The following is a 20,383-nucleotide window of genomic DNA, read 5'->3' on the forward strand; positions in this document are numbered from 1 at the left end:
AGGCGACCAGCCTATACAGCCCGACGCATCGGCACCACTCAACCATAGGCCAATACTTCCTACAGCAACGACATCTGCCCACCCGGCGGACAAAAGGCCGTGCAGTCGAGGTTGTAGCCTTCACGCCGGTCGAGCCCCAGGCGTTTGCTGGCCTTGGTGAAACGTTGCGCCAGCAGCGCCGCGAATGGTCCCTCGCCGCGCATCCGGCTGCCGAATCGGCTGTCGTACAGCTCGCCGCCGCGGCATTGGCGGATCAGGCTCAGGACATGGGCCGCGCGTTGCGGATAGTGGGCGTTGAGCCACTCCTCGAACAGCGGCGCCACTTCCAGGGGCAGGCGCAGCATCATGTAGGCCGCGCTTTGCGCCCCCGCGGCATGGGCTTCGGCCAGCAGGTTTTCCAGCTCGCTGTCGTTGATCATCGGGATCATCGGCGAACACAGCACGCCCACCGGAATCCCCGCCTCGCGCATCACCCGGATCGCCCGCAGCCGCGCCTTGGGCGCCGCCGCCCGGGGTTCGAGGATGCGCTTGAGCTCGTCGTCCAGGGTGGTCAGGCTGATCATCACCGCCACCAGCCGCTGCTCGGCCAGCTCCGCCAGCAGGTCGAGATCGCGCAGGATCAGCGAGCCCTTGGTGACGATGGTCACCGGATGCCGGTAACGCAGCAGCACTTCCAGGGTCCGACGGGTCAGCTGGTGTTCGCGTTCGATGGGCTGATAGGGGTCGGTATTGGAGCCCAGGTTGATCGGCGCGCACCGGTAGCCGGGTTTGGACAGCTGCTGCTCGAGCATCGCCGCGGCGTTGGTCTTGGCGATCAACCGGGTTTCGAAATCCAGCCCCGGCGACATGTCCCAATAGGCGTGGCTGGGCCGCGCATAACAGTAGATGCAGCCGTGCTCACAACCGCGATAGGGGTTGATGGAGCGGTCGAAGGGCAGGTCCGGCGAGCTGTTGCGGGTGATGATGGATTTCGCCGTCTCCAGCATGACCTCGGTGCCCTGGGTCAGTGGCGCCTCTTGGTACCAGCCGTCGTCGAAGGCCACCGAGCGCCGGGGTGCGAAACGGTTGTGCGGGTTGGTCGCGGTGCCACGGCCGCGTGGGGGGAGAGGGGTGAACATGGGAGGCGCTCCATTACTGTATTTATATACAGTAATGGAGGTTTGGGCTTCTGCAAAGCGCCGCCTGGCGGAGCGCGCCTTCGGCGCCGATAGCGGTCGATCAGCCGCCGCTGTGCTTCGTCACCTGCCCCAGGTCGTCGTTGGAGGTACTTTGCAGGTCGCCCTTGCGCAGCCCCGCCACGTCCGCGGCTTTCACCTCGGAACCCTGGTTGCCCCAGCTGGTGCGGATGAAATTGACCACATCGGCCACCTCCTGGTCCGACAGGCGCCAGGCGAACGCCGGCATGGTGAAGGTCGACGGCGCGCTGTGGGTGGCCGGCAGGGTGCCGCCCTTGAGCACGATATGGATCAACGAGGTGGCATCGGCGCTTTGCAGCACCGGGTTGCCCGCCAACGCCGGGAACACCCGGGTGTAGCCATGGCCATCGGTGCGGTGGCAGGCCGCGCAGTTGTCGATGTACACCGACGCCCCCGGCTTGCTGTCGTCGCCTTTCCACAAAGCCTCGGCCACGGCCTTGTCGTACTGGTGCGGCTGGTCGTTGGTATCCACCGCCGGCAGCGACTTGAGGTAACGGGCGATAGCCGTCAGGTCGTCATCGGTCATGTACTGCATGCTGTGCACCACCACGTCGCTCATGCCGCCGAACACCGCGCTGCGGTCGCTGCGGCCGGTCTTGAGGAACTGCACCAGCTGCTCTTCGCTCCAGCTGCCGAGGCCGTCCTTGTGGTCGCCGCGCAGGCTCTTGGCGATCCAGCCCTCCAGCGGCGCGCTGCCGGCCAGGAACTGGCTGCCGTCGCCGGCGCTCAGGGCTTTCTCCTGCATGGTCAGGGCCCGTGGCGTGTGGCAGGCACCGCAGTGGCCGAGGCCCTCCACCAGGTAGGCGCCGCGGCTGACCACCGGGTCTTCAGCCTTGGCCGGGGTGCTGCCTTGCAGGTCCGCCACGCTCGGCGCGAACAGCCAGCGCCAGCCCGCCAGCGGCCAGCGCATGCTCAACGGCCAGGGGATGTCGCTGTCGCGATTTTCCTGGGCCACCGGCGCTACGCCTTTCATGAAGTAGGCATACAGCGCTTGCATGTCGGCGTCGCTGACCCGCGCATAGGACGGGTAGGGCATGGCCGGGTACAGCGTGCCGCCGTTCTTGGCCACGCCATGGCGCACGGCCTTGTCGAAGTCCTCGAAGCTGTAGTCGCCGATGCCGGTCTTGTCCGGGGTGATGTTGGTGGAATAGATCGCGCCGATCGGGGTTTCCATCGGCAGGCCGCCGGCGAACGGCTTGCCGTCCTTGGCGGTGTGGCAGGCCACGCAGTCACCGGCGCGAGCCAGGTATTCGCCTTGCTTGATCAAGGCTTGCTGATCAATTTCCGCGGCGCTGAGGGACGCGCTGCCGAGCAGGGCCAGGGTCGCGATAACGAGGTTTTTCATGGTCATCGCTCCTTATGCCTGGACCAGCGGGCCGGGGTTCTTCAGGTACTGCTCGCGAATCGCGCGGGCCGACCAGTAGGTCAACGCGGCCACCAGGCCGGTCGGGTTGTAGCCCAGGCCCTGGGGGAAGGCAGAGGCGCCCGGGACGAACACGTTGTGCACGTCCCAGCTCTGCAGGTAGCGGTTCAGGGCACTGGTCTTCGGGTCGGTGCCCATGATCGCGCCGCCGTTGAGGTGGGTGGTCTGGTAGGACGCGGTGTTGAAGTGCTCGCCGACCTTCTTGCCCAGCAGGGCGATGGCCTTGGGGTTCATCGCCTCGGCGATCTTGCCCATCTTCTCGACCATGAAGCGGTTCATCTTGATGTCGTTTTCCTGCCAGTCGAAGGTCATGCGCAGCAGCGGCAGGCCGTAGGCGTCGCGGTACACCGGGTCGAGGTCGAGGTAGTTGCCGCGGTAGGACTGGTGGGCGCCGTGGGCGTCCATCGACACCTGGTGGGTGTAGTAGTCGGCGGTGGCCTTCTTCCAGGCGCTGCCCCAGGCCGGGGTCCCCGGCGGGTTGGAGGTACCGGCGATCGGCCGGCTGCCGGCCTGGTTGACCCAGAATGGCGAGCCGCCGACGAAGCCGTGGGGGCCGTGGTCGAAGTTGTCGGCGTTGAAGTCGTCCACCGCCACGCCGTTGCCTCCGGCGCCGATGAAGTTGTTGGTGTGCACGTCCTTGTCGAAGTAGGCCTTGATGGTGGCCATGTTCTGGTAGGCGAAGTTCTTGCCCACCACGCCTTCGCCGGTGATCGGGTCGTACGGCTTGCCAATGCCGGACAGCAGCATCAGGCGCACGTTATGGAACTGGAACGCGCCGAGGATCACCAGGTCCGCCGGCTGCTCGATCTCGCGACCCTGGCCGTCGACATAAGTAACGCCGGTGGCGCGGGTCTTGGTGCTATCGAGGTTGACCTTGAGCACGTGGGAGTTGGGGCGCAACTCGAAATTCGGCAGCGGCTTGAGGGCCGGCAGGATGTTCACGTTCGGTGAGGCCTTGGAGTACATGTAGCAGACGTAGCCGCTGCAGAACCCGCAGAAGTTGCACGGGCCCATTTGCGCGCCATAGGGGTTGGTGTAGGGCCCCGAGGTGTTGGCCGACGGCAGGTTGTAGGGCTTGTAGCCGACTTCGCTGGCGGCTTTCTGGAACAGCTGGGCGGAGTAGGTGTTCTTCTGCGACTCCAGCGGGAAATGCTCCGAACGGTCCGGCGCATAGGGGTTGCCGCCCTTGCCTTCGCCCACCAGCTGGCCCTTCACGGTCCAGGCCTGGCCCGAGGTGCCGAAGACTTTTTCCGCGTAGTCGAAGAACGGCTCCAGCTCTTCGTAGGTAACGCCGAAGTCCTGGATGGTCATGTCCTTGGGGATGAAGTTTTTGCCGTAGCGCTCTTCATAGTGGCTGCGCATGCGCAGCTCGATCGGGTCGGCGCGAAAGTGCACGCCGGACCAGTGCAGGCCGGCGCCGCCGACGCCGTTGCCCGGCAGGAACGCGCCGAGCTGGCGGTTCGGCAGGGCCACGTCGTTGACGCTGTGGCGAATGGTCACCGTCTCCCGGGAAATGTCCTGGAACAGCTTTTTACGCACGCTGTAGGTCAGTTCGTCGATCACCTGCGGGTAGTTGCCGTCCGGGTAGGTGTCCTGCATCGGCCCGCGCTCCAACGCCAGCACGTTGAGTCCGGCCTCGGTCAGTTCCTTGGCCATGATCGCGCCGGTCCAGCCAAACCCGACGATCACCGCGTCGACCTTCTTCATTACCGTTGCCATGCTCAAGCCCTCTCGCCGCGAATCGACACTGCCGGGAAAGGGTATTGCTCGTTGCGTTCCACCCAGTCCATGAAATCGGCGCGCGCGCCGGGGAAGCCGATCATCGTCCAGCCGACCATGCCTTTATTGCCGCCGTGGATCGGGTCGCAGAAGAACCCTTCCTTGGTGTTTTGCAGCAGCAGGTTGAAGAAAATCTTCGGCGGAACGCTGTCGAACTGGGGTTTTCCGGCTTCAAGCTGCTTGAGCAAATCGTCTCGGGTAGCGCTGTCTTGCGCGGCAAATGTTTTACCGTTGAAGGCTTTCGACCAAGCGTCCGTCGCGGCAATGCCCAGGCGATAGATCTCCTTGGGCACCAGCTTGCTCTGCCAGCCCATCTCCGGCGCGGCATCGGCATTGAACGGGCCTTGCATGTACCACAGGGCGCCGGCGGCGTAGGGGGTGTTCATCTGCCGGTCGATGTATTCCGGCACCCCGGCTTCCAGGGCGCCCGGGCCTTGTTCGTCGGCCGGGATCAGGCGCGCGACCGCCGCCTGGATAAAAGCCCACTCTTCGGCGGTGAAATAGGTCGGCTGATATGCCTCGGTACTGGCCGGGGCCCGAGCCGGTTCGGCGGGCTTGGCCGCTTCGGGAGCGGCCATCAGCATCGAGCTGCCAAGGCCGGTACTGGCGACCGTGACCACCGGGATCAAGGTCAGGGATTTGCGCAAAAACTCACGCCGCGGGTTGTCTTGCTCGTGATCAGACATGGGGGTGCACCTCACTAGGCATTCACGGGTTGGGCAGCCGACGTCATGGCGTGGCTTGTCGTTCTGGCGGCGACAGGGGTCGACCCCGACACCGGAAAAAGCACAGTTCAGCAAAATCTGGTTACAAATGATAGCAGCCTAAGTATTCAAATGAATCGTTTGCGCAGGAAAAAAGTCGCAATTGGCGGGAAAACAACCGTCATTGCCTGTGCTTCACGTTTCTTTGACATACCCCTCACAGGGCTTTGACCGGGCCGGACGGAAGCTACGCGCTTTCCATCCTCATCCCCGGTCACGGCCCCTGCATGCACAACTCTCGCGTCCTTCCAGCCCTCTGCCTGTCCCTGCTGACACTGCTTGCCTGGCCCCAGGCGCAGGCCGCCGACGCCGGTTCGACCCGCCCGGCGCAGTGGGCCCAGCCCGTGGCAACCCGCTACAACCTGTTCCAGATGTCGCCGACGCTCTACCGCAGCGCCTTGCCGGATAGCGGTGCGGTGCCCCTGCTGGAGCAGCTCAAGGTGGGAACAGTGATCAACTTCCTGCCGGAGTCCGACGCCAGCTGGTTGAAGACTCCGGGGATCAAGCAGGTGCAATTGCCTTACCGGACCAACCACGTGGACGACGCCGACGTGCTGGCGGCCTTGCGGGCGATCCAGACCGCCGAAAGCGAAGGCCCGGTGTTGATGCACTGCAAGCACGGCTCGGACCGCACCGGCCTGATGTCGGCGATGTATCGAGTGGTGGTGCAGGGCTGGAGCAAGGATGAGGCGCTGAATGAAATGACCGCCGGCGGGTTTGGCGACAGTTCCCACTTCAAGGACGGCATTCGCTACATGATGCAGGCCGATATCGACAAACTGCGCACCGCCCTGGCCAATGGCGATTGCAGCACCAGCGTGTTCGCCACCTGTTCGGTGAAAAGCTGGTTCGAGACGGTGAGCGCCAGCAAGCCGGCGAATTGAATGCGGGACGGGGCATCGGATCGATGCCCCGGATACCTGCGGATTACTGGGGTTCGTCGGTTTTTTTCTTCAACTTGGGGTTGGGGAAAAACTGCACCGACTGGACCTTGGCGTCCGGCGCCTTGAGGGCCGTGGTGTTGACCCGCGTGCCCAGCTCCTTGGGCACCGACAGGCCCTGCTCGTTCAGGGTGTCGGAGTAACCGCACGCCACGCACTCGCGATGGGGAACGTCGTCTTCGCTCCACATCATCAACTTGTCCTGCTCGCTGCACGCCGGGCAGACCGCCCCGGCGATAAAGCGTTTTTTCGTCTTCACAGGCCCTTCGCTCATGCCGCTGCGTCCTCGGTCAGGCCGCTGTGGCGCAAGAGTGCGTCAATCGACGGCGCGCGGCCGCGGAAATCGACGAACAGCACCATCGGCTCCTGGGAACCGCCGCGGGCCAGGATCGCCTCGCGGAAGGCGCGACCGGTCGCGGCGTTCAGCACGCCTTCTTCCTCGAACTTCGAGAAGGCGTCGGCCGACAGCACTTCAGCCCACTTGTAGCTGTAGTAACCCGCCGCGTAACCGCCGGCGAAGATGTGCGCGAAGCTGTTGGGGAAACGGTTGTAGGCCGGCGGACGCATCACCGAAACCTCGTCGCGCACGCCTTCGAGCACCTGCAGCACGCCGCGGCCGTCGCCGTGGGTGGCATGCAGCTCGAAGTCGAACAGCGAGAACTCCAGCTGGCGCACCATCATCAGGCCGGACTGGAAGTTCTTCGCCGCGAGCATTTTTTCCAGCAGGTCCTGGGGCAGCGGCTCGCCGGTTTCATAGTGGCCGGAGATCAGCGCCAGGCCCTCGGGCTCCCAGCACCAGTTCTCCATGAACTGGCTCGGCAGCTCCACCGCGTCCCAGGCCACGCCGTTGATGCCGGAAACGCCGGCATGCTCGACGCGGGTCAGCAGGTGGTGCAGGCCATGGCCGAATTCGTGGAACAGGGTAGTGACTTCGTCGTGGGTCAGCAGGGCAGGCTTGCCGCTGTCGGCCGGGGTGAAGTTGCACACCAGGTTGGCCACCGGGCTTTGCAGCACGCCGCCCGCGGTGCGGCGCCGGTCGCGGGCGCCGTCCATCCAGGCACCGCCGCGCTTGTTGGCGCGGGCATACAGGTCGAAGAAGAAGCGGCCCACGTGCTGGCCGTTTTCCTTGATCTCGAACAGGCGCACGTCAGGGTGCCAGCTGTCGAAGCCCTTCAGCTCGGCGATCTCGATGCCGTACAGGCGCTGGACGATGGCGAACAGGCCGCCGAGTACCTTGTCGATCGGGAAGTAGGCGCGCAGGGTTTCCTGGGCCACGCTGTAGCGCTGCTCGCGCAGCTTCTCGCCGTAGAAACCACTGTCCCAGCTCTGCAGGTCCGGGCAGCCCTGTTCGGCGGCATAGGCTTTGAGCTGTTGCAGGTCCTGGACGGCGAACGGCTTGCTGCGCTTGGCCAGGTCGCGCAGGAAACTCAGCACCTGGTCACTGGACTCGGCCATCTTGGTGGCCAGGCTCAGTTCGGCGAAGTTGGCGTAGCCCAGCAGGCGGGCCAGCTCCTGGCGCAGGTCGAGGATCTCTTCCATGACCGGACCGTTGTCGTTCTGGCCGGCGTTCGGGCCCTGGTCCGAGGCGCGGGTGCAGTAGGCGGCGTAGACTTCTTCGCGCAGCGCGCGGTCTTCGGCGTAGGTCATCACCGCGTAGTAGCTGGGGAATTCCAGGGTGATCAGCCAACCTTCCAGGCCCTTGGCCTGGGCCGCGGCAGCCATCTGCGCCTTGGCCGAAGCCGTCAGGCCGGCCAGCGCCGCGGCGTCGGTGACGTGCTTGGTCCAGGCCTGGGTGGCGTCGAGCAGTTGGTTGGAGAAACGGCTGCCCAGTTCGGAAAGCTTGCTCTGTACTTCGGCGTAACGCTTCTGCTGCTCCGGCGGCAGGTCGATACCCGACAGGCGGAAGTCGCGCAGGGAGTGTTCCAGGATGGTTTTCTGCGCCACGTCGAAACCGCCGGCTTGCGGGCTATTGGCCAGGGCCTCGAAGGCCTGGAACAGCTCGCGGTTCTGCCCCAGTTCGGTGGAGTAGGCGCTCAGGGCCGGCAGGCAGGCCTCGTAGGCCTCGCGCAGTTCGGCGCTGTTGCACACGGCATTGAGGTGGCTGACCGGGCTCCAGGCCGCGCCCAGGCGATCGTTGAGTTCATCCATGGCCAGGACCAGGCCGGCCCAGGTCGGTTGCGCGCCCTGGTGCTTGAGGATATCAGCGATGGCGGCGCGGTTGTCAGCCAGGATCTGTTCGATGGCCGGCTGTACGTGCTCGGCGCGGATCGCCGAAAATGGCGGCAGGTCGTAGGGCTGCAGAAGAGGGTTGTTCACACTCACGGTGGGCACCTTGGCAGGAAGAAACGTGGCCCCATCTTAATTACAATCGACGCACACCGCAGCTATCGACTCCATTAATAAATATCAGAGCAGGTATCCAACTTGGCCATTCGCAGCTACCAGCACCACACGCCCGCCCTGGGTCCCCGGGCCTTCGTCGACCGCTCGGCGGTGGTCATCGGCGACGTCGAAATCGGCGCCGACAGCTCGGTCTGGCCGCTGACGGTAATCCGCGGCGACATGCACCGCATCCGCATCGGCGCACGCACCAGCGTGCAGGACGCCAGCGTGCTGCACATCACCCACGCCGGCCCCTTCAACCCGGACGGCTTCCCGCTGCTGATCGGCGACGACGTGACCATCGCCCACAAAGTCATGCTCCACGGTTGCAGCATCGGCAGCCGGGTGCTGATCGGCATGGGCAGCATCGTCATGGACGGCGCGGTGGTGGAGGACGACGTGATCGTCGGCGCCGGCAGCCTGGTGCCGCCGGGCAAGCGCCTGGAAAGCGGCTTCCTCTACGTCGGCAGCCCAGTGAAACAGGCGCGCCCGCTAACCGACAAGGAGCGCGCCTTCTTCACCTACAGCGCCGCCAACTACGTGAAGCTCAAGGACCTGCATCTGGCCGAAGGCTACGACCAGGCTTGAGCCCCGCCCCACTGCCCAGGAATTCCCATGCATTACCAAACCGTACTCTTCGACCTCGACGGCACCCTGACCGACCCGCGCGAAGGCATCACCCGTTCGATCCAGTTCGCCCTCGGCAAGCTGGGCATCGACGAACCGGACCTGAGCAAACTGGAGCACTTCATCGGCCCGCCGCTGTTGCAGGCGTTCATGCAGTTCTACGGCTTCGACGAAGCCCGGGCCTGGGAGGCGGTGAATTTCTACCGCGAGCGGTTCAAGGTTACCGGCCTGTATGAAAACCGCGTGTTCGACGGCGTCACGCCCCTGCTGGAAACCCTCGCCGGGCAGGGCCGCCAGCTGTATATCGCGACCTCCAAGCCCTGGGTGTTCGCCCGCGAGATCGCCCGGCATTTCGATTTCGCCCGGCACTTCAAGGTGATCTACGGCAGCGAACTGGACGGCACCCGCACCGACAAGGTCGAGCTGATCCGCCACCTGGTGAGCGAGGAAGGCCTGGACCCGCGCGACACCCTGATGATCGGCGACCGCAAGCACGACCTGATCGGCGCCCGCCGCAACGGCCTGGACGCGGCGGCAGTGGGTTACGGCTTCGGCAGCCACGAAGAACTGAGCGCCGAGGCGCCGGCGTATCACTTCCGGACCCTGGATGAATTGCATCAAGCGTTTTTGCGGCGTTGATCCGAGCGGATCGCGAGCAAGCTCGCTCCTACAGTGATCGGTGTGCTTCTGTAGGAGCGAGCTTGCTCGCGATGGCGCCCTCTCAGGCGCTGCCCATCAAGGCTTTCAGCGCCGCCTTGCGCTCCATCGCCGGTAACCCGCCCAGCTTCTCCACCGCCTGATAGAACGCCGGCCACTCGCCGCCCACCTGCTTGAACAGCGCGGCGAACGCCGGTACCCACTGGTCGTACAGGCCAAAGGGCAGCAGCCGGGCATTGTTCAACGGGGCGTTGATCCAGAAGTCGTAGCGCGAGTCACCGTGCCATTGGCTGTCCTTCATCTGCTGGTAATCCCGGCGCAGTTGTTCGAACTCGGCGGCCTTGCGCTGGCGCATCGGCTCGGCGGGCAGCGGCAGCGTATAGAGGCGTTCCAGGCGCTGGCGGGTATCGAGAATCAGCTGGATGAACTGGTCGCGCTGCTTCACCTGGGCATCGCTGGCCGGCGGCAGGCCGCGGGCCGCGCGCCATTGCCGGGTGCCTTCCTGCTCGACGAAGGTGGCGAAGGACTCGTTGAATTCGGTGTCGTCCTGCACATAGAAGCGTTGGTGGGCCAGTTCGTGAAAGATCAGGGTCGCCAGGCGTTCGTCGCCCCAATGCAGCATCGAACTGAGGATCGGGTCGTTGAACCAGCCCAGGGTCGAGTAGGCCTCGACCCCGCCGATGGCCACGTCCATGCCCTGCTGCCGCTGCAAGGCCGCCTCGCCCCGGGCCGCGCCCTGGCTGTAGTAACCGCGATAGGCCACGCAGCCGGCAATCGGAAAGCAGTGGGTCTGGGGGCTCAGGGAAAACTCCGGGGTGCTGAACACATTCCACACCACATAGGGCCGGCCGATGTCGGCGTAGAGGCGGTAGCTCTGGTTGTCCGGCAGGTGCAGGTGCTGGCTGGCAAAAAGCCGGGCTTTCTGCGACTGGGCCAGACGGGCGCGCAGTTGCGGGTCGCGAGCCGGGTCGGCGATCACTTGCTCGACCGGGGTACGCGCCTGGAGCAGCTGCCACTGGCCGCTGGCCAGCTGGCCGTAATAGCCGATGCTGGAACAACCGTTGAGCGACAAAAGCAGCAGGCCCGGAAACAAAAAGCGCAAAAGACGATCAAGTAACCCATGGCTTGAACGCGGCCTAATCAAATCGAATCATCCTTCGAGAGTCTGCCCACAAGACTATCTCGCCAGCCTGGAGTTTCGCTATGCGCGTGTTGTTGCTGACCACCGGACTCTTGACCCTGAGCGGTTGCGCCGGATTGCCCGCCCCCGATCCGACGCAAGCCTGGATCGACCTCGACACCCACCAGGACACCGCCTTGCAAGCGCTGGAGGTCGACGAAAAGGCCTGGGTGGACCGCCGCTATTTCGAGGTCCAGCCCGGCAACCATGAGCTGAAGGTGCGCTATCAGTTCGCCGTGGAGCCCACCAATATCGGCCCGGACAGCGAGCCCTTGTGGCGTGACTGCCAGTTGAACGTGAAGTACAAGGACTTCAACGCCGGCCAGCGCTACCAACTGCAGACCGGCAACATCGGCTTCCGGCCCTGGGCCAAGCTCTACGACCAGCAGCGCAATCTGGTGGGCACCGGCCAACCCGCGGGCTGCCAGCGCACCTGATCGGCGCTATGCTTGCGGCTTCTCCCCGGACGGCCGACGCCATGCGCCAACCCTTGCTGCTGCTTGCCCTGACTGGCCTCGCTGCCTGTACCAGCCCCCTGCCGGCGGTGGACCCGCAACAGGCCTGGGTGGATTTTTCCACGCCGACGCCAGGCGGCAAGATATTGATGGCCGAGCGCCTGGACAACCAGCGCCTGAGCGACGGCCGCTACTTCCAGGTCACCCCGGGCAGTCATGAGTTGATGGTGCGTTTCGATTTCGAGGTGTTCGGCGGACGCCCCGGCCTGCTGAACGATCCGGCGGAGCGCCTGTGCTACCTGAGCATCCGCTACGACCATTTCGAAGCGGGCCAGCGCTATCTGCTGGAGGCCCGCTCGCTGGGGTTCACCCCCAGCGCCCGGCTGTACAACGCCAAGCGCGAGTTGCTGGCCGAAGACCGCATGGTCAACTGCGTGATCTGATCAGCTGTCGTTGCGCTGATAGATAATCGCCTTCGTGCCGTTTTCGCAGGAACCGACCACCATGGCCACGTCATGCTTTTCGGCTTCTTCCTTGCTGACAATCTCCAGGGTGTAGGAGGGCACGGCGTTGGCCTGGATCTTGATTTCAATCTCTTTCTTGAGTTCTTCGCAATCCTTCGGAGCCGCCAGGGCCGAGGTGGCCAGCACGCTACAAACAACTGCCAGGACAAAACGTTTCATGATGTGGAGCTCCCTTGATGCAGCGCCCAAGGTCATGGGCTGAGCCTGCAGTCATCTATTCGACCACATTTTCATGAAGCGAGTTCTGATCCCGCGCATCTCTGGCACGCCGGTGTCAGGAAGCACGCCATCGCGAGCCATCGAACGTCGACCGGCTGCTCCTACAGGCGGACGACGTTCACCTTGTAGGAGCGAGCTGGCTCGCGAAGCGATCTGACAGGTTAAGCCACCCTCAGCCGAGCAGCGTCGCGTCCAGGCTGATCTTGGCGTTCAGCACCTTGGACACCGGGCAACCTTCCTTGGCCTTCTTGCTCAACTCGTCGAACTGCTGCTGGCTGGCGCCGGGGATCTTCGCCTTGAGAATCAGGTGCACCGCGGTGATCGCAAAACCGCCGTCGACCTGGTCCAGGGTCACTTCGGCGTTGGTGTCGATGCTGTCGGCCTTGAGCCCGGCCTCGCCGAGAATCATCGAGAAGGCCATGGAGAAACACCCGGCGTGCGCGGCGCCGATCAGTTCTTCGGGGTTGGTGCCCCGGCCGCCTTCAAAACGGGCCTTGAAGCCGTAAGGCGCTTCGCGCAGCACCCCGGTTTCGGTGGAAATCGACCCGATGCCGGTTTTCAGGTCGCCTTCCCAGTGAGCCGATGCTTTCTTGATGATGCTCATGTCTGCCTCCTCGAGAACGGGTGCGCACGCCGCACCCTCAGGGTTTTCTGTGCCTCAGGGTTCTAGAGGATAGAAGGGCCGGCGAAGTTCATCCTGTCTGAATCCGCCGTTTATCCGATCAGCAAATTCACCCTGGCTATTGAAACTCGGGTATATGCCCACATTGCATGAAACAGGCTTACAGCACTCGGCAGGTTTTGGCTCATGACAAAGGCCTGCACACCCACAGGAGAAGCAGGTTCATGAAACCACTGTCCGACGTAAAGTTTTCCACCCTCGACCTGGTCCCCGTACGCGAGGACGGCAGCCCGGCGCAGTCGCTGCGCAACTCCCTGGACCTGGCGCGGCATGTAGAAAAGTTCGGCTACACCCGCTTCTGGGTCGCCGAGCACCACAACATGGACGGTATCGCCAGCTCCGCAACCTCGGTGCTGCTGGGCTACCTGGCCGGCGGCACCTCGAGCATCCGCGTCGGCTCCGGCGGCGTGATGCTGCCCAACCATGCGCCGCTGGTGATCGCCGAACAGTTCGGCACCCTGGAAAGCCTGTACCCGGGGCGTATCGACCTGGGCCTGGGCCGCGCGCCGGGCTCGGACCAGATGACCGCGCGCGCCCTGCGCCGCGAACGTTCCGGCAGCGCCGACGACTTCCCCGAGGACGTCGCCGAGCTGATGGCCTACCTCGGCCCGCGTACCCCGGAACAACGGGTGATCGCCGTACCGGGAACCGGCACCCAGGTGCCGATCTGGCTGCTGGGTTCGAGCCTGTTCAGCGCGCAGCTGGCGGGCGAACGCGGCTTGCCGTACGCCTTCGCCTCGCATTTCGCCCCGCGCTACATGCACGAAGCGATTCGCGTATACCGCAACCACTTCAAGCCTTCGGCGGTGCTCGACAAACCCTACGTGATGCTCGGCGTGCCGCTAGTGGCGGCCGATACCGACGAACAGGCCGATTACCTGGCGACTTCGGTGTACCAGCGCATCCTCGCGCTGATGCGCGGCCAGAGCCTGGTGCAGCGCAAACCGGTGCAGAGCATGGATGGCCTGTGGCTGCCCCATGAAAAAGAAGCCGTGAGCAGTTTCCTCGGCCTGGCCATGATCGGCAGCCCGGCGAAAATCCGCGCCAAGCTCGAAGTCCTGATCGAACAGACCGGCGCCGACGAGCTGATCTTCACCTGCGATCTGTACGAACATGCCGACCGCCTGCATTCTTATGAGCTGCTGGCGCAGGTCATGAAGGGCTGAGTCTGCAATCGGGCGCAAGGCCTCTGTGATCCAGAGCCTTGCGCGCCCTTCGGCCGCGATCGCAGCCTACGGCAGCGGCTACAATCGCCGGGCACAAAAAAGCCGACGCACGCGTCGGCTTTGTTCATTTCTACAAAGGCTCAGCCGCGCTTGTAGACGATCTCCTTGGTACCGCCTTCGCAGGTACCGACCACTTTGCCGTCAGCCGCGCTGCCTTTGCCGACGATTTCCAGCGAATAACCCGACGCGCCTTTGGCGTCGATCTTCGCGGCGATTTCGCTTTTCAACTCTTCGCAGGGTTTGCCGGCAGCAAAGGCTGATCCCGCAACACCCAACAACGCTAAAGCCATAACCAGTTTTTTCATCGGTCACATTCCCTGGGCGAATCAAAAAAAAGCGTCAAACCCCGGCCCGCTTGGGTCTGGGCAGATATAGCGCTTTGCCATTTCCTATGGCAATCCGCCAGCGCACAAGTTCAACAGCCTGGTTCAGGTTCAGCTGTTGGCAATCCGGAAACCAACCTTGAGCGTGACCTGGAAATGCGCGGCCTTGCCATCCTTGATATGCCCGCGGGTTTCCGTGACCTCGAACCATTCCAGGTGCTTGATGCTCTTGCTGGCCTCGGCCAACGCATTGTTGATGGCGTCTTCGATGCTGGTGGGGGACGAGCCGACCAGCTCGACTTTCTTGTAGGTGTGATGATCAGACATGGCGTTCTCCTTATGAGGTAGATCAAAGCCTAGCAGCGATTGCAGGTAACACTTGGGTGGGCTCCTGCCCTGGCAAGTTCAGATTTAATGCACTTTCGCCAGGCCGCGCAGTCGGACCCTACAGACCCCTCATCCACAATGCAGGAGAGCCACCATGGCCAACACCTCGCTACGCAAAGCCTCATTGGAAAGCATGGAAGCCGAGATCGAAAGTCTGCTCAAGTCGCTGGAAAGCCTGAAGGACGACGCGTCGGACGAGTCGCGCAAAACCCTCAAGGCGCTGAAAAGCAACGCCGAGAGCGCGCTGAAACATTCGCGCAGCCTGCTCAGCGACGCCTACGAAGAAGTCAAAGTGAAAACCCGTGAAACCGGGATCGCCACCCGCGATTACGCCCAGCAGCACCCCTGGACGACGGCCGGCGTGGCGGTCGGCGCGTTGGGCCTGCTGGCCGCTTACCTGCTGTGCAAGCGCGGTCATTAAGCGCTCTGGCGCAGCTCGTTGCTGAGCCACTGCGCCAACTGCCGGGCGCGCCCGTCCGCGGCGCGCTTGGGTAGCCACAACGCCAGTTGCCCCGGGGTTTCGCAGAAGCCCCACGGGGCAACCAGGCGTCCGGCGCGCAGGTCCTCGGCCACCAGCGGCTGCGGCGCGATCGCCACGCCCAGCCCGGCCACCGCGGCCTCCAGCAAGTAATACAAATGCTCGAAACCCTGCCCGAACTTCAACGCCCCGGCGTCGATGCCGTTTTGCCGTGCCCAGCTGGGCCAGGCCTGCGGGCGCGACGTGGTCTGCAGCAACGCCTCGCCGAGCAGCGCGCTGGCCGGGGCTTCGCGCAGCTGTTCGTAACGACCGTAGCGCGGGCTGAGCACCGGGCCGATACGTTCGCTGGCCAACTCGTAGACCTGCATGTCGACCGGCCACGGCGGCTCGGCAAACACCAGCAGGGCGTCCAGCCCCGGCCGGCGCGGATCAAGATCGCCTTCGCCGGCCGACAGGTGCAGGCGCAAGTCCGGCAGGTCGGCATTCAGCCGCCCCAGGCGCGGGATGAACCAGCGCGCCAGCAGGCTGCCGGAACAGCCGAGCACGAACGGCGCGTCGGCGGTGCTCTGGGTCAGTTCGGCGCAGACCGTGCGCAGGCGCTCGAACGCATCGCTGCTGGCATCGCGCAGGCGCACCCCGGCATCTGTGAGTTTCAGGCCGCGGCCTTCCTTGACGAACAGGCTCAGCCCCAGATGCTCCTCGAGCAGCTTCAACTGCCGGCTGACCGCGCCGTGGGTAACGTGCAGCTGTTCGGCGGCCTGGCTGACACTGTTCAGGCGGGCGGTGGCTTCGAAGGCCCGGAGGGCGTTCAACGGGGGCAGGTCGCGGCTCATGGGATAGGTGAGTTTTCCTGACAGGTTGCGGCGATCTTATCGGTTTTCAGCCCCGGGCGTCAGGGGTAGAGTGAACGCCATTGTCTTTCCCCTTTTGACCCATTACCGGGAGCGCCCCAATGACCCAGACCAACCTGCGCAACGGTCCTGACGACAACGGCCTGTTCGGCGCGTTCGGCGGCCGTTATGTGGCAGAAACCCTGATGCCGCTGATCCTCGACCTGGCCCGCGAATACGAGAAAGCCAAGGAAGATCCGGAATTCCTCAAGGAGCTGGCCTACTTCCAGCGCGATTACGTCGGCCGTCCAAGCCCGCTGTACTTCGCCGAGCGCCTGACCGAACACTGCGGCGGCGCCAAGATCTACCTCAAGCGCGAAGAGCTGAACCACACCGGCGCGCACAAGATCAACAACTGCATCGGCCAGATCCTCCTGGCCCGGCGCATGGGCAAGAAACGCATCATCGCCGAGACCGGCGCCGGTATGCACGGCGTGGCCACCGCCACCGTGGCCGCGCGCTTCGGCCTGGACTGCGTGATCTACATGGGCACCACCGACATCGAGCGCCAGCAGGCCAACGTATTCCGCATGAAGCTGCTGGGCGCCGAGGTGATCCCGGTGGTCGCCGGCACCGGCACCCTGAAGGACGCGATGAACGAAGCCCTGCGCGACTGGGTGACCAACGTCGACAGCACCTTCTACCTGATCGGCACCGTGGCCGGTCCGCACCCTTACCCGGCGATGGTTCGCGACTTCCAGGCGGTGATCGGCAAGGAAACCCGCGAACAGCTGCACGCCCAGGAAGGCCGCCTGCCGGACAGCCTGGTGGCGTGCATCGGCGGCGGCTCCAACGCCATGGGCCTGTTCCATCCGTTCCTCGACGACCAGAGCGTGCAGATCATCGGCGTCGAAGCGGCCGGCTACGGTATCGAGACCGGCAAGCACGCGGCCAGCCTGAACGGCGGCCTGCCCGGCGTGCTGCACGGCAACCGCACCTTCCTGCTGCAGGACGACGACGGCCAGATCATCGACGCCCACTCAATTTCCGCCGGCCTCGACTACCCCGGCATCGGCCCTGAACACGCCTGGTTGCACGATATCGGCCGGGTCGAATACACCTCGGTGACCGACGATGAAGCCCTGGCCGCGTTCCACCAGTGCTGCCGCCTGGAGGGCATCATCCCGGCCCTGGAAAGCGCCCACGCCCTGGCCGAAGTGTTCAAGCGCGCGCCGAACCTGCCCAAGGATCACCTGATGGTGGTCAACCTCTCGGGCCGCGGCGACAAAGACATGCAGACCGTGATGCACCACATGGAACACTCTCAACACGAGCCAGCCCAGCAGGAGAAACACTGATGAGCCGCCTGCAAACGCGTTTTGCCGAACTCAAGCAACAGAACCGCGCCGCCCTGGTGACCTTCGTCACCGCCGGCGACCCCGGCTACGACGCCTCCCTGGCGATCCTCAAGGGCTTGCCGGCGACCGGCGCCGACGTGATCGAGCTGGGCATGCCCTTCACCGACCCGATGGCCGACGGCCCGGCGATCCAGCTGGCCAACATCCGTGCCCTGGCGGCGAAGCAGAACCTGGCGAAAACCCTGCAGATGGTTCGCGAGTTCCGCGCCGGCAACCACGACACGCCGCTGGTGCTGATGGGCTACTTCAACCCGATCCACCACTACGGCGTGCCGCGCTTTATCGCCGAGGCCAAGGAAGCCGGGGTCGACGGCTTGATCGTGGTGGACATCCCGCCCGAGCACAACGCCGAGCTGTGCGACCCGTCCCAGGCCGCCGGCATCGATTTCATCCGCCTGACCACGCCGACCACCGACGACGCGCGCCTGCCGAAAGTACTGAACGGCAGTTCGGGCTTCGTCTACTACGTATCGGTGGCCGGCGTGACCGGCGCCGGCTCCGCCACCCTGGAGCACGTGGAAGAGGCGGTGACCCGCCTGCGGCGCCATACCGACCTGCCGATCAGCATCGGTTTCGGCATCCGTACCCCGGAGCAGGCCGCGGCCATCGCGCGCCTCGCCGACGGTGTGGTGGTGGGCTCGGCGCTGATCGACCAGATCGCCAATGCCGCCAGCCCGGAGCAGGCGGTGGACGGTGTGCTGAGCCTCTGCGCGTCGCTGGCCGAGGGCGTGCGTCAAGCCCGCGTCAGCTGAGGGTAAAGATCCTGATACAGAGGAATTAGCCTCGGGATCCACAGACTAACCAGCAAGACCCAGGGGCTCGGAACCAGGTTCCGGGCCCCTTTTTGTTGTTCGTGCTCTGAGGAAGACCCGATGAAAATGCCCAAACGCCTGATTGCCGGCCTCGGCGTGCTGATGCTCAGCGCCACCCCGTTGCTGCATGCGGTAGCGGACCCGCGCGACGACCGCGATCGTGGCGGCCCGCAACAGGGTCGCTACGACAACCGCGGGGACAACCGTGGCGACGAGCATCGCGGCCCCCAGGCCGACCGGCGGGGCGGCCCGCCCCAGGATTTCGGCCCGGTGCGCCAGACCATTCGCGACAATCGCGCCTACTTCGTGCGCGGCGCGCCGCCGCCCCGCGGCATCCAACTGGTCCGCGGCCAACCGCTGCCGCGCGGTTACTACGGCGAACGCCTGGACAACCGCGCGCTGGCACACCTGCCGTACTACCAGGGCTATGAATGGCGGCGCACGGGAGCCGATATCGTGCTGATCGCGGTAGGCACGGGGATCGTCTACCAGATTCTCGACGGCGTGCTGTATTGATCGGCTGTTGATGGCGCCTGGGAGGACGCCCTCGCGAGCAAGCTCGCTCCTACAGGGGGGATTGCGTGGCAATACCTCGCGAAAACACCCTCATCGCGGTAGGAGCGAGCTTGCTCGCGAAAGGTTTTTTCAGAGGCCTCCTACTTAGAAAATCGACAGATCCAGCGGCCTGATCGCCCCCATCCACACCGCGTGCTCGGTGTGGTCCTTCAGGTCGTCGCCGGTATCCGGGTGCAGAAACACCACCAACCCATTGCGATTGAGCGCCAGCCACGGCAGCACTACGCCCAGGTACTGCGGCTCGAACGCCAGCTGGCAACTCCAGTCGGGGTGCGGGCCGACCGGCCGCTCGTGCACCCGCCCCATTTTCAAGGGAAACAACTGCGCCGCCTGCTCGCACAAGGCCCGTGCCTGGTCGATGGTGCCGGCGTCGAAATAGACGTGGGCGTGGTAGCCCTTGATACGTTGCATGGAAAACCCTCATGACAAAGTCGAACCCTGGCGACAGCCCAAGGGTCATCTGCCAGCCAGTGTAAAGAAACCGGCCGGCCCATGAAAAATGCCGGCCTCAGACGGCAATCGACGGCAAGGCCAGCCCGGCCAGGGATTGCGCGCTGTCGGCTTGTTCCGTCATCAGCCAGTCGAAGAACCTCTGGATCAGCGGTCCGCGGCGTTTGCGCTGGGGCAGGACCACGTAATAGCCGTAGCGGGAAATCACCGTTTCATTGATCGGCCGGCACAGCAGGCCTTGCGCCAGCAGGTTATCCACCAGGTGGCGCCAGCCGATCGCCACGCCCTGGCCGCCGATCGCCGCCTGGATCAGCAGGGTGTAATTGTCGAAACGCAGTGGCCCCGGCGCCGGCGGGGTGGCGATACCCAGCTCGCGGAACACGCCGCTCCAGTCGAACCAGTGGCTGCTACTTTCGCCCCGCAGGTGCAGCAGCGGAAACTCCAGCAAGGTAGGGACCGGCAGGGGCAGCGGCCGCTCCTTGAGCAGCAGCGGGCTGCAAACCGGAAACACTTCCTCGCTGAACAGCCAATGGCTTTCGCCCTGCCGGAAACGCCCGTCGCCGAACAGCACCGCGATGTCGATATCGCTGCGCAGCATGTTGTGACTACGCTCGCTGGTGACCAGGCTCACATCCACCTGCGGGTTGGCGGCGTGGAAACGGTGCAGGCGCGGCATCAGCCAATAAGCGGCGAAAGCGAAGTCGGTGGCCACCTGCAACACCTCGTGCTGGTGCTGGGCGGTGATGGCGCTCAGGCCGCTGTCGATGCTCTGCAAGCCGACCTGCACCTGCTCGAACAACAGGCTGCCGGCCTCGGTCAGCTCGATGCCGCGGTAGATACGGTCGAACAGTCGGGTGCCGAGCTGTTCCTCCAGGCGTTTGATCTGCTGGCTGATGGCCGGCTGGGTGGTGCCCAGTTCCACCGCCGCGGCGGTAAAGCTGCGCTGGCGCGCCGCCGCCTCGAATACGCGGAACAGGTCCAGGGACAGGTCGCCAAGCGCTTCATACATAAGCTGTGCTTATCCTAGTCATTGCCGTACAGGGGCTTTACCGTA

Annotated in this window: 24 protein-coding genes; 10 read left to right on the plus strand and 14 right to left on the minus strand. The window is 64.6% G+C overall.

Going from position 1 to position 20,383, the window contains the following annotated elements; genetic code table 11:
* Window positions 1–59 precede the first annotated feature (59 nt).
* The 4 genes from BTN82_RS27635 to BTN82_RS27650 all read right to left on the minus strand — a co-directional run bounded on the left by BTN82_RS27635 (window position 60) and on the right by BTN82_RS27650 (window position 5,084).
* Window positions 60–1,118, minus strand: coding sequence for a PA0069 family radical SAM protein (locus BTN82_RS27635; protein ID WP_075122194.1), 1,059 nt, complete (start codon window positions 1,116–1,118; stop codon window positions 60–62).
* A 100-nt stretch (window positions 1,119–1,218) separates the two neighbouring features.
* A complete protein-coding gene (locus tag BTN82_RS27640; RefSeq protein ID WP_075122195.1) occupies window positions 1,219–2,541 on the minus strand; it encodes a cytochrome c in 1,323 nt (440 codons plus the stop codon).
* A gap of 12 nt (window positions 2,542–2,553) precedes the next feature.
* A complete protein-coding gene (locus BTN82_RS27645; RefSeq protein ID WP_075122196.1) occupies window positions 2,554–4,338 on the minus strand; it encodes a GMC family oxidoreductase in 1,785 nt (594 codons plus the stop codon).
* A gap of 2 nt (window positions 4,339–4,340) precedes the next feature.
* Complete coding sequence (locus tag BTN82_RS27650) at window positions 4,341–5,084, minus strand: gluconate 2-dehydrogenase subunit 3 family protein (protein ID WP_075122197.1); 744 nt, start codon at window positions 5,082–5,084, stop codon at window positions 4,341–4,343.
* A gap of 305 nt (window positions 5,085–5,389) precedes the next feature.
* On the opposite strand from BTN82_RS27650, the gene BTN82_RS27655 reads away from it, so the two are divergent.
* Window positions 5,390–6,046, plus strand: coding sequence for a tyrosine-protein phosphatase (locus BTN82_RS27655; protein ID WP_075122198.1), 657 nt, complete (start codon window positions 5,390–5,392; stop codon window positions 6,044–6,046).
* Between the two features lie 43 nt (window positions 6,047–6,089).
* On the opposite strand, the gene BTN82_RS27660 is transcribed toward BTN82_RS27655, so the two are convergent.
* Both BTN82_RS27660 and prlC read right to left on the minus strand, forming a co-directional pair.
* Window positions 6,090–6,377 carry a YheV family putative zinc ribbon protein gene (locus BTN82_RS27660; protein WP_075122199.1) on the minus strand — a complete coding sequence of 96 codons (288 nt, stop codon included), beginning with the start codon at window positions 6,375–6,377 and terminating at the stop codon, window positions 6,090–6,092.
* Window positions 6,374–8,425, minus strand: coding sequence for an oligopeptidase A (gene prlC, locus BTN82_RS27665; protein ID WP_075122200.1), 2,052 nt, complete (start codon window positions 8,423–8,425; stop codon window positions 6,374–6,376). The genes BTN82_RS27660 and prlC overlap by 4 nt, the downstream gene beginning before the upstream one ends.
* 102 nt (window positions 8,426–8,527) lie before the next feature.
* On the opposite strand from prlC, the gene BTN82_RS27670 reads away from it, so the two are divergent.
* Window positions 8,528–9,073, plus strand: coding sequence for a gamma carbonic anhydrase family protein (locus BTN82_RS27670; protein ID WP_075122201.1), 546 nt, complete (start codon window positions 8,528–8,530; stop codon window positions 9,071–9,073).
* Window positions 9,074–9,100: 27 nt separating this feature from the next.
* Window positions 9,101–9,751 carry an HAD family hydrolase gene (locus BTN82_RS27675; protein WP_075122202.1) on the plus strand — a complete coding sequence of 217 codons (651 nt, stop codon included), beginning with the start codon at window positions 9,101–9,103 and terminating at the stop codon, window positions 9,749–9,751.
* Window positions 9,752–9,833: 82 nt separating this feature from the next.
* Here the strand turns inward: BTN82_RS27675 and BTN82_RS27680 are convergent, their stop codons facing one another.
* Window positions 9,834–10,913, minus strand: a complete 1,080-nt coding sequence (locus tag BTN82_RS27680; protein ID WP_075122203.1) for an aminopeptidase — start codon at window positions 10,911–10,913, stop codon at window positions 9,834–9,836.
* 59 nt (window positions 10,914–10,972) lie between these two features.
* Between BTN82_RS27680 and BTN82_RS27685 the strand changes: the two genes are divergently transcribed.
* On the plus strand, window positions 10,973–11,386 hold the full coding sequence (locus tag BTN82_RS27685; protein ID WP_007926170.1) for a hypothetical protein: 414 nt from the start codon (window positions 10,973–10,975) through the stop codon (window positions 11,384–11,386).
* Window positions 11,387–11,427: 41 nt separating this feature from the next.
* Complete coding sequence (locus tag BTN82_RS27690) at window positions 11,428–11,847, plus strand: hypothetical protein (protein ID WP_075122204.1); 420 nt, start codon at window positions 11,428–11,430, stop codon at window positions 11,845–11,847.
* Here the strand turns inward: BTN82_RS27690 and BTN82_RS27695 are convergent, their stop codons facing one another.
* Window positions 11,848–12,087: a DUF1161 domain-containing protein gene (locus BTN82_RS27695; protein ID WP_075122205.1), complete on the minus strand. Its 240-nt coding sequence runs from the start codon at window positions 12,085–12,087 to the stop codon at window positions 11,848–11,850.
* Between the two features lie 232 nt (window positions 12,088–12,319).
* The gene (locus BTN82_RS27700; protein ID WP_075122206.1) at window positions 12,320–12,751 is read right to left on the minus strand and encodes an OsmC family protein; all 432 of its coding nucleotides are present in this window, start codon (window positions 12,749–12,751) and stop codon (window positions 12,320–12,322) included.
* Window positions 12,752–12,993: 242 nt separating this feature from the next.
* Between BTN82_RS27700 and BTN82_RS27705 the strand changes: the two genes are divergently transcribed.
* Window positions 12,994–13,995, plus strand: coding sequence for an LLM class flavin-dependent oxidoreductase (locus BTN82_RS27705; protein WP_075122207.1), 1,002 nt, complete (start codon window positions 12,994–12,996; stop codon window positions 13,993–13,995).
* A gap of 140 nt (window positions 13,996–14,135) precedes the next feature.
* Here the strand turns inward: BTN82_RS27705 and BTN82_RS27710 are convergent, their stop codons facing one another.
* Together BTN82_RS27710 and BTN82_RS27715 are read right to left on the minus strand one after the other, a co-directional pair.
* Window positions 14,136–14,360, minus strand: coding sequence for a DUF1161 domain-containing protein (locus BTN82_RS27710; RefSeq protein WP_075122208.1), 225 nt, complete (start codon window positions 14,358–14,360; stop codon window positions 14,136–14,138).
* Between the two features lie 129 nt (window positions 14,361–14,489).
* Entirely contained in the window at window positions 14,490–14,705 is a 216-nt protein-coding gene (locus tag BTN82_RS27715) for a dodecin (protein ID WP_032857113.1), read from the minus strand.
* Window positions 14,706–14,859: 154 nt separating this feature from the next.
* Between BTN82_RS27715 and BTN82_RS27720 the strand changes: the two genes are divergently transcribed.
* A complete protein-coding gene (locus BTN82_RS27720; RefSeq protein ID WP_075122209.1) occupies window positions 14,860–15,186 on the plus strand; it encodes a YqjD family protein in 327 nt (108 codons plus the stop codon).
* On the opposite strand, the gene BTN82_RS27725 is transcribed toward BTN82_RS27720, so the two are convergent.
* The gene (locus tag BTN82_RS27725) at window positions 15,183–16,076 is read right to left on the minus strand and encodes a LysR family transcriptional regulator (protein WP_075122210.1); all 894 of its coding nucleotides are present in this window, start codon (window positions 16,074–16,076) and stop codon (window positions 15,183–15,185) included. The two genes, BTN82_RS27720 and BTN82_RS27725, sit on opposite strands and share 4 nt — an antisense overlap.
* A gap of 119 nt (window positions 16,077–16,195) precedes the next feature.
* On the opposite strand from BTN82_RS27725, the gene trpB reads away from it, so the two are divergent.
* From trpB to BTN82_RS27740, 3 genes are all read left to right on the plus strand, one after another.
* On the plus strand, window positions 16,196–17,431 hold the full coding sequence (trpB, locus tag BTN82_RS27730; protein ID WP_075122211.1) for a tryptophan synthase subunit beta: 1,236 nt from the start codon (window positions 16,196–16,198) through the stop codon (window positions 17,429–17,431).
* On the plus strand, window positions 17,431–18,243 hold the full coding sequence (gene trpA / locus BTN82_RS27735; RefSeq protein WP_075122212.1) for a tryptophan synthase subunit alpha: 813 nt from the start codon (window positions 17,431–17,433) through the stop codon (window positions 18,241–18,243). The genes trpB and trpA overlap by 1 nt, the downstream gene beginning before the upstream one ends.
* Before the next feature lie 120 nt (window positions 18,244–18,363).
* Entirely contained in the window at window positions 18,364–18,819 is a 456-nt protein-coding gene (locus tag BTN82_RS27740) for an anti-virulence regulator CigR family protein (RefSeq protein WP_075122213.1), read from the plus strand.
* 144 nt (window positions 18,820–18,963) lie between these two features.
* On the opposite strand, the gene BTN82_RS27745 is transcribed toward BTN82_RS27740, so the two are convergent.
* A complete protein-coding gene (locus BTN82_RS27745) occupies window positions 18,964–19,290 on the minus strand; it encodes a DOPA 4,5-dioxygenase family protein (protein ID WP_075122214.1) in 327 nt (108 codons plus the stop codon).
* Window positions 19,291–19,387: 97 nt separating this feature from the next.
* Window positions 19,388–20,338: a choline sulfate utilization transcriptional regulator gene (locus tag BTN82_RS27750; protein WP_075122215.1), complete on the minus strand. Its 951-nt coding sequence runs from the start codon at window positions 20,336–20,338 to the stop codon at window positions 19,388–19,390.
* Window positions 20,339–20,383: the final 45 nt, after the last annotated feature.

The sequence above is a fragment of the Pseudomonas chlororaphis genome (assembly GCF_001921865.1).
Classification (GTDB): Bacteria; Pseudomonadota; Gammaproteobacteria; order Pseudomonadales; family Pseudomonadaceae; genus Aquipseudomonas; species Aquipseudomonas chlororaphis_D.

Excerpts from the sequence above, each read along its gene's own strand:
- BTN82_RS27745 (WP_075122214.1), bottom strand. The coding sequence starts at position 19,290 with ATGCAACGTATCAAGGGCTACCACGCCCACGTCTATTTCGACGCCGGC.
- trpA (WP_075122212.1), top strand. The coding sequence starts at position 17,431 with ATGAGCCGCCTGCAAACGCGTTTTGCCGAACTCAAGCAACAGAACCGC.
- BTN82_RS27700 (WP_075122206.1), bottom strand. The coding sequence starts at position 12,751 with ATGAGCATCATCAAGAAAGCATCGGCTCACTGGGAAGGCGACCTGAAA.
- BTN82_RS27715 (WP_032857113.1), bottom strand. The coding sequence starts at position 14,705 with ATGTCTGATCATCACACCTACAAGAAAGTCGAGCTGGTCGGCTCGTCC.
- BTN82_RS27690 (WP_075122204.1), top strand. The coding sequence starts at position 11,428 with ATGCGCCAACCCTTGCTGCTGCTTGCCCTGACTGGCCTCGCTGCCTGT.
- BTN82_RS27635 (WP_075122194.1), bottom strand. The coding sequence starts at position 1,118 with ATGTTCACCCCTCTCCCCCCACGCGGCCGTGGCACCGCGACCAACCCG.
- trpB (WP_075122211.1), top strand. The coding sequence starts at position 16,196 with ATGACCCAGACCAACCTGCGCAACGGTCCTGACGACAACGGCCTGTTC.
- BTN82_RS27660 (WP_075122199.1), bottom strand. The coding sequence starts at position 6,377 with ATGAGCGAAGGGCCTGTGAAGACGAAAAAACGCTTTATCGCCGGGGCG.
- BTN82_RS27645 (WP_075122196.1), bottom strand. The coding sequence starts at position 4,338 with ATGGCAACGGTAATGAAGAAGGTCGACGCGGTGATCGTCGGGTTTGGC.
- BTN82_RS27695 (WP_075122205.1), bottom strand. The coding sequence starts at position 12,087 with ATGAAACGTTTTGTCCTGGCAGTTGTTTGTAGCGTGCTGGCCACCTCG.
- BTN82_RS27640 (WP_075122195.1), bottom strand. The coding sequence starts at position 2,541 with ATGAAAAACCTCGTTATCGCGACCCTGGCCCTGCTCGGCAGCGCGTCC.
- BTN82_RS27650 (WP_075122197.1), bottom strand. The coding sequence starts at position 5,084 with ATGTCTGATCACGAGCAAGACAACCCGCGGCGTGAGTTTTTGCGCAAA.
- BTN82_RS27685 (WP_007926170.1), top strand. The coding sequence starts at position 10,973 with ATGCGCGTGTTGTTGCTGACCACCGGACTCTTGACCCTGAGCGGTTGC.
- BTN82_RS27710 (WP_075122208.1), bottom strand. The coding sequence starts at position 14,360 with ATGAAAAAACTGGTTATGGCTTTAGCGTTGTTGGGTGTTGCGGGATCA.
- BTN82_RS27750 (WP_075122215.1), bottom strand. The coding sequence starts at position 20,338 with ATGTATGAAGCGCTTGGCGACCTGTCCCTGGACCTGTTCCGCGTATTC.
- BTN82_RS27725 (WP_075122210.1), bottom strand. The coding sequence starts at position 16,076 with ATGAGCCGCGACCTGCCCCCGTTGAACGCCCTCCGGGCCTTCGAAGCC.
- BTN82_RS27675 (WP_075122202.1), top strand. The coding sequence starts at position 9,101 with ATGCATTACCAAACCGTACTCTTCGACCTCGACGGCACCCTGACCGAC.
- BTN82_RS27655 (WP_075122198.1), top strand. The coding sequence starts at position 5,390 with ATGCACAACTCTCGCGTCCTTCCAGCCCTCTGCCTGTCCCTGCTGACA.
- BTN82_RS27740 (WP_075122213.1), top strand. The coding sequence starts at position 18,364 with ATGAAAATGCCCAAACGCCTGATTGCCGGCCTCGGCGTGCTGATGCTC.
- BTN82_RS27705 (WP_075122207.1), top strand. The coding sequence starts at position 12,994 with ATGAAACCACTGTCCGACGTAAAGTTTTCCACCCTCGACCTGGTCCCC.
- BTN82_RS27720 (WP_075122209.1), top strand. The coding sequence starts at position 14,860 with ATGGCCAACACCTCGCTACGCAAAGCCTCATTGGAAAGCATGGAAGCC.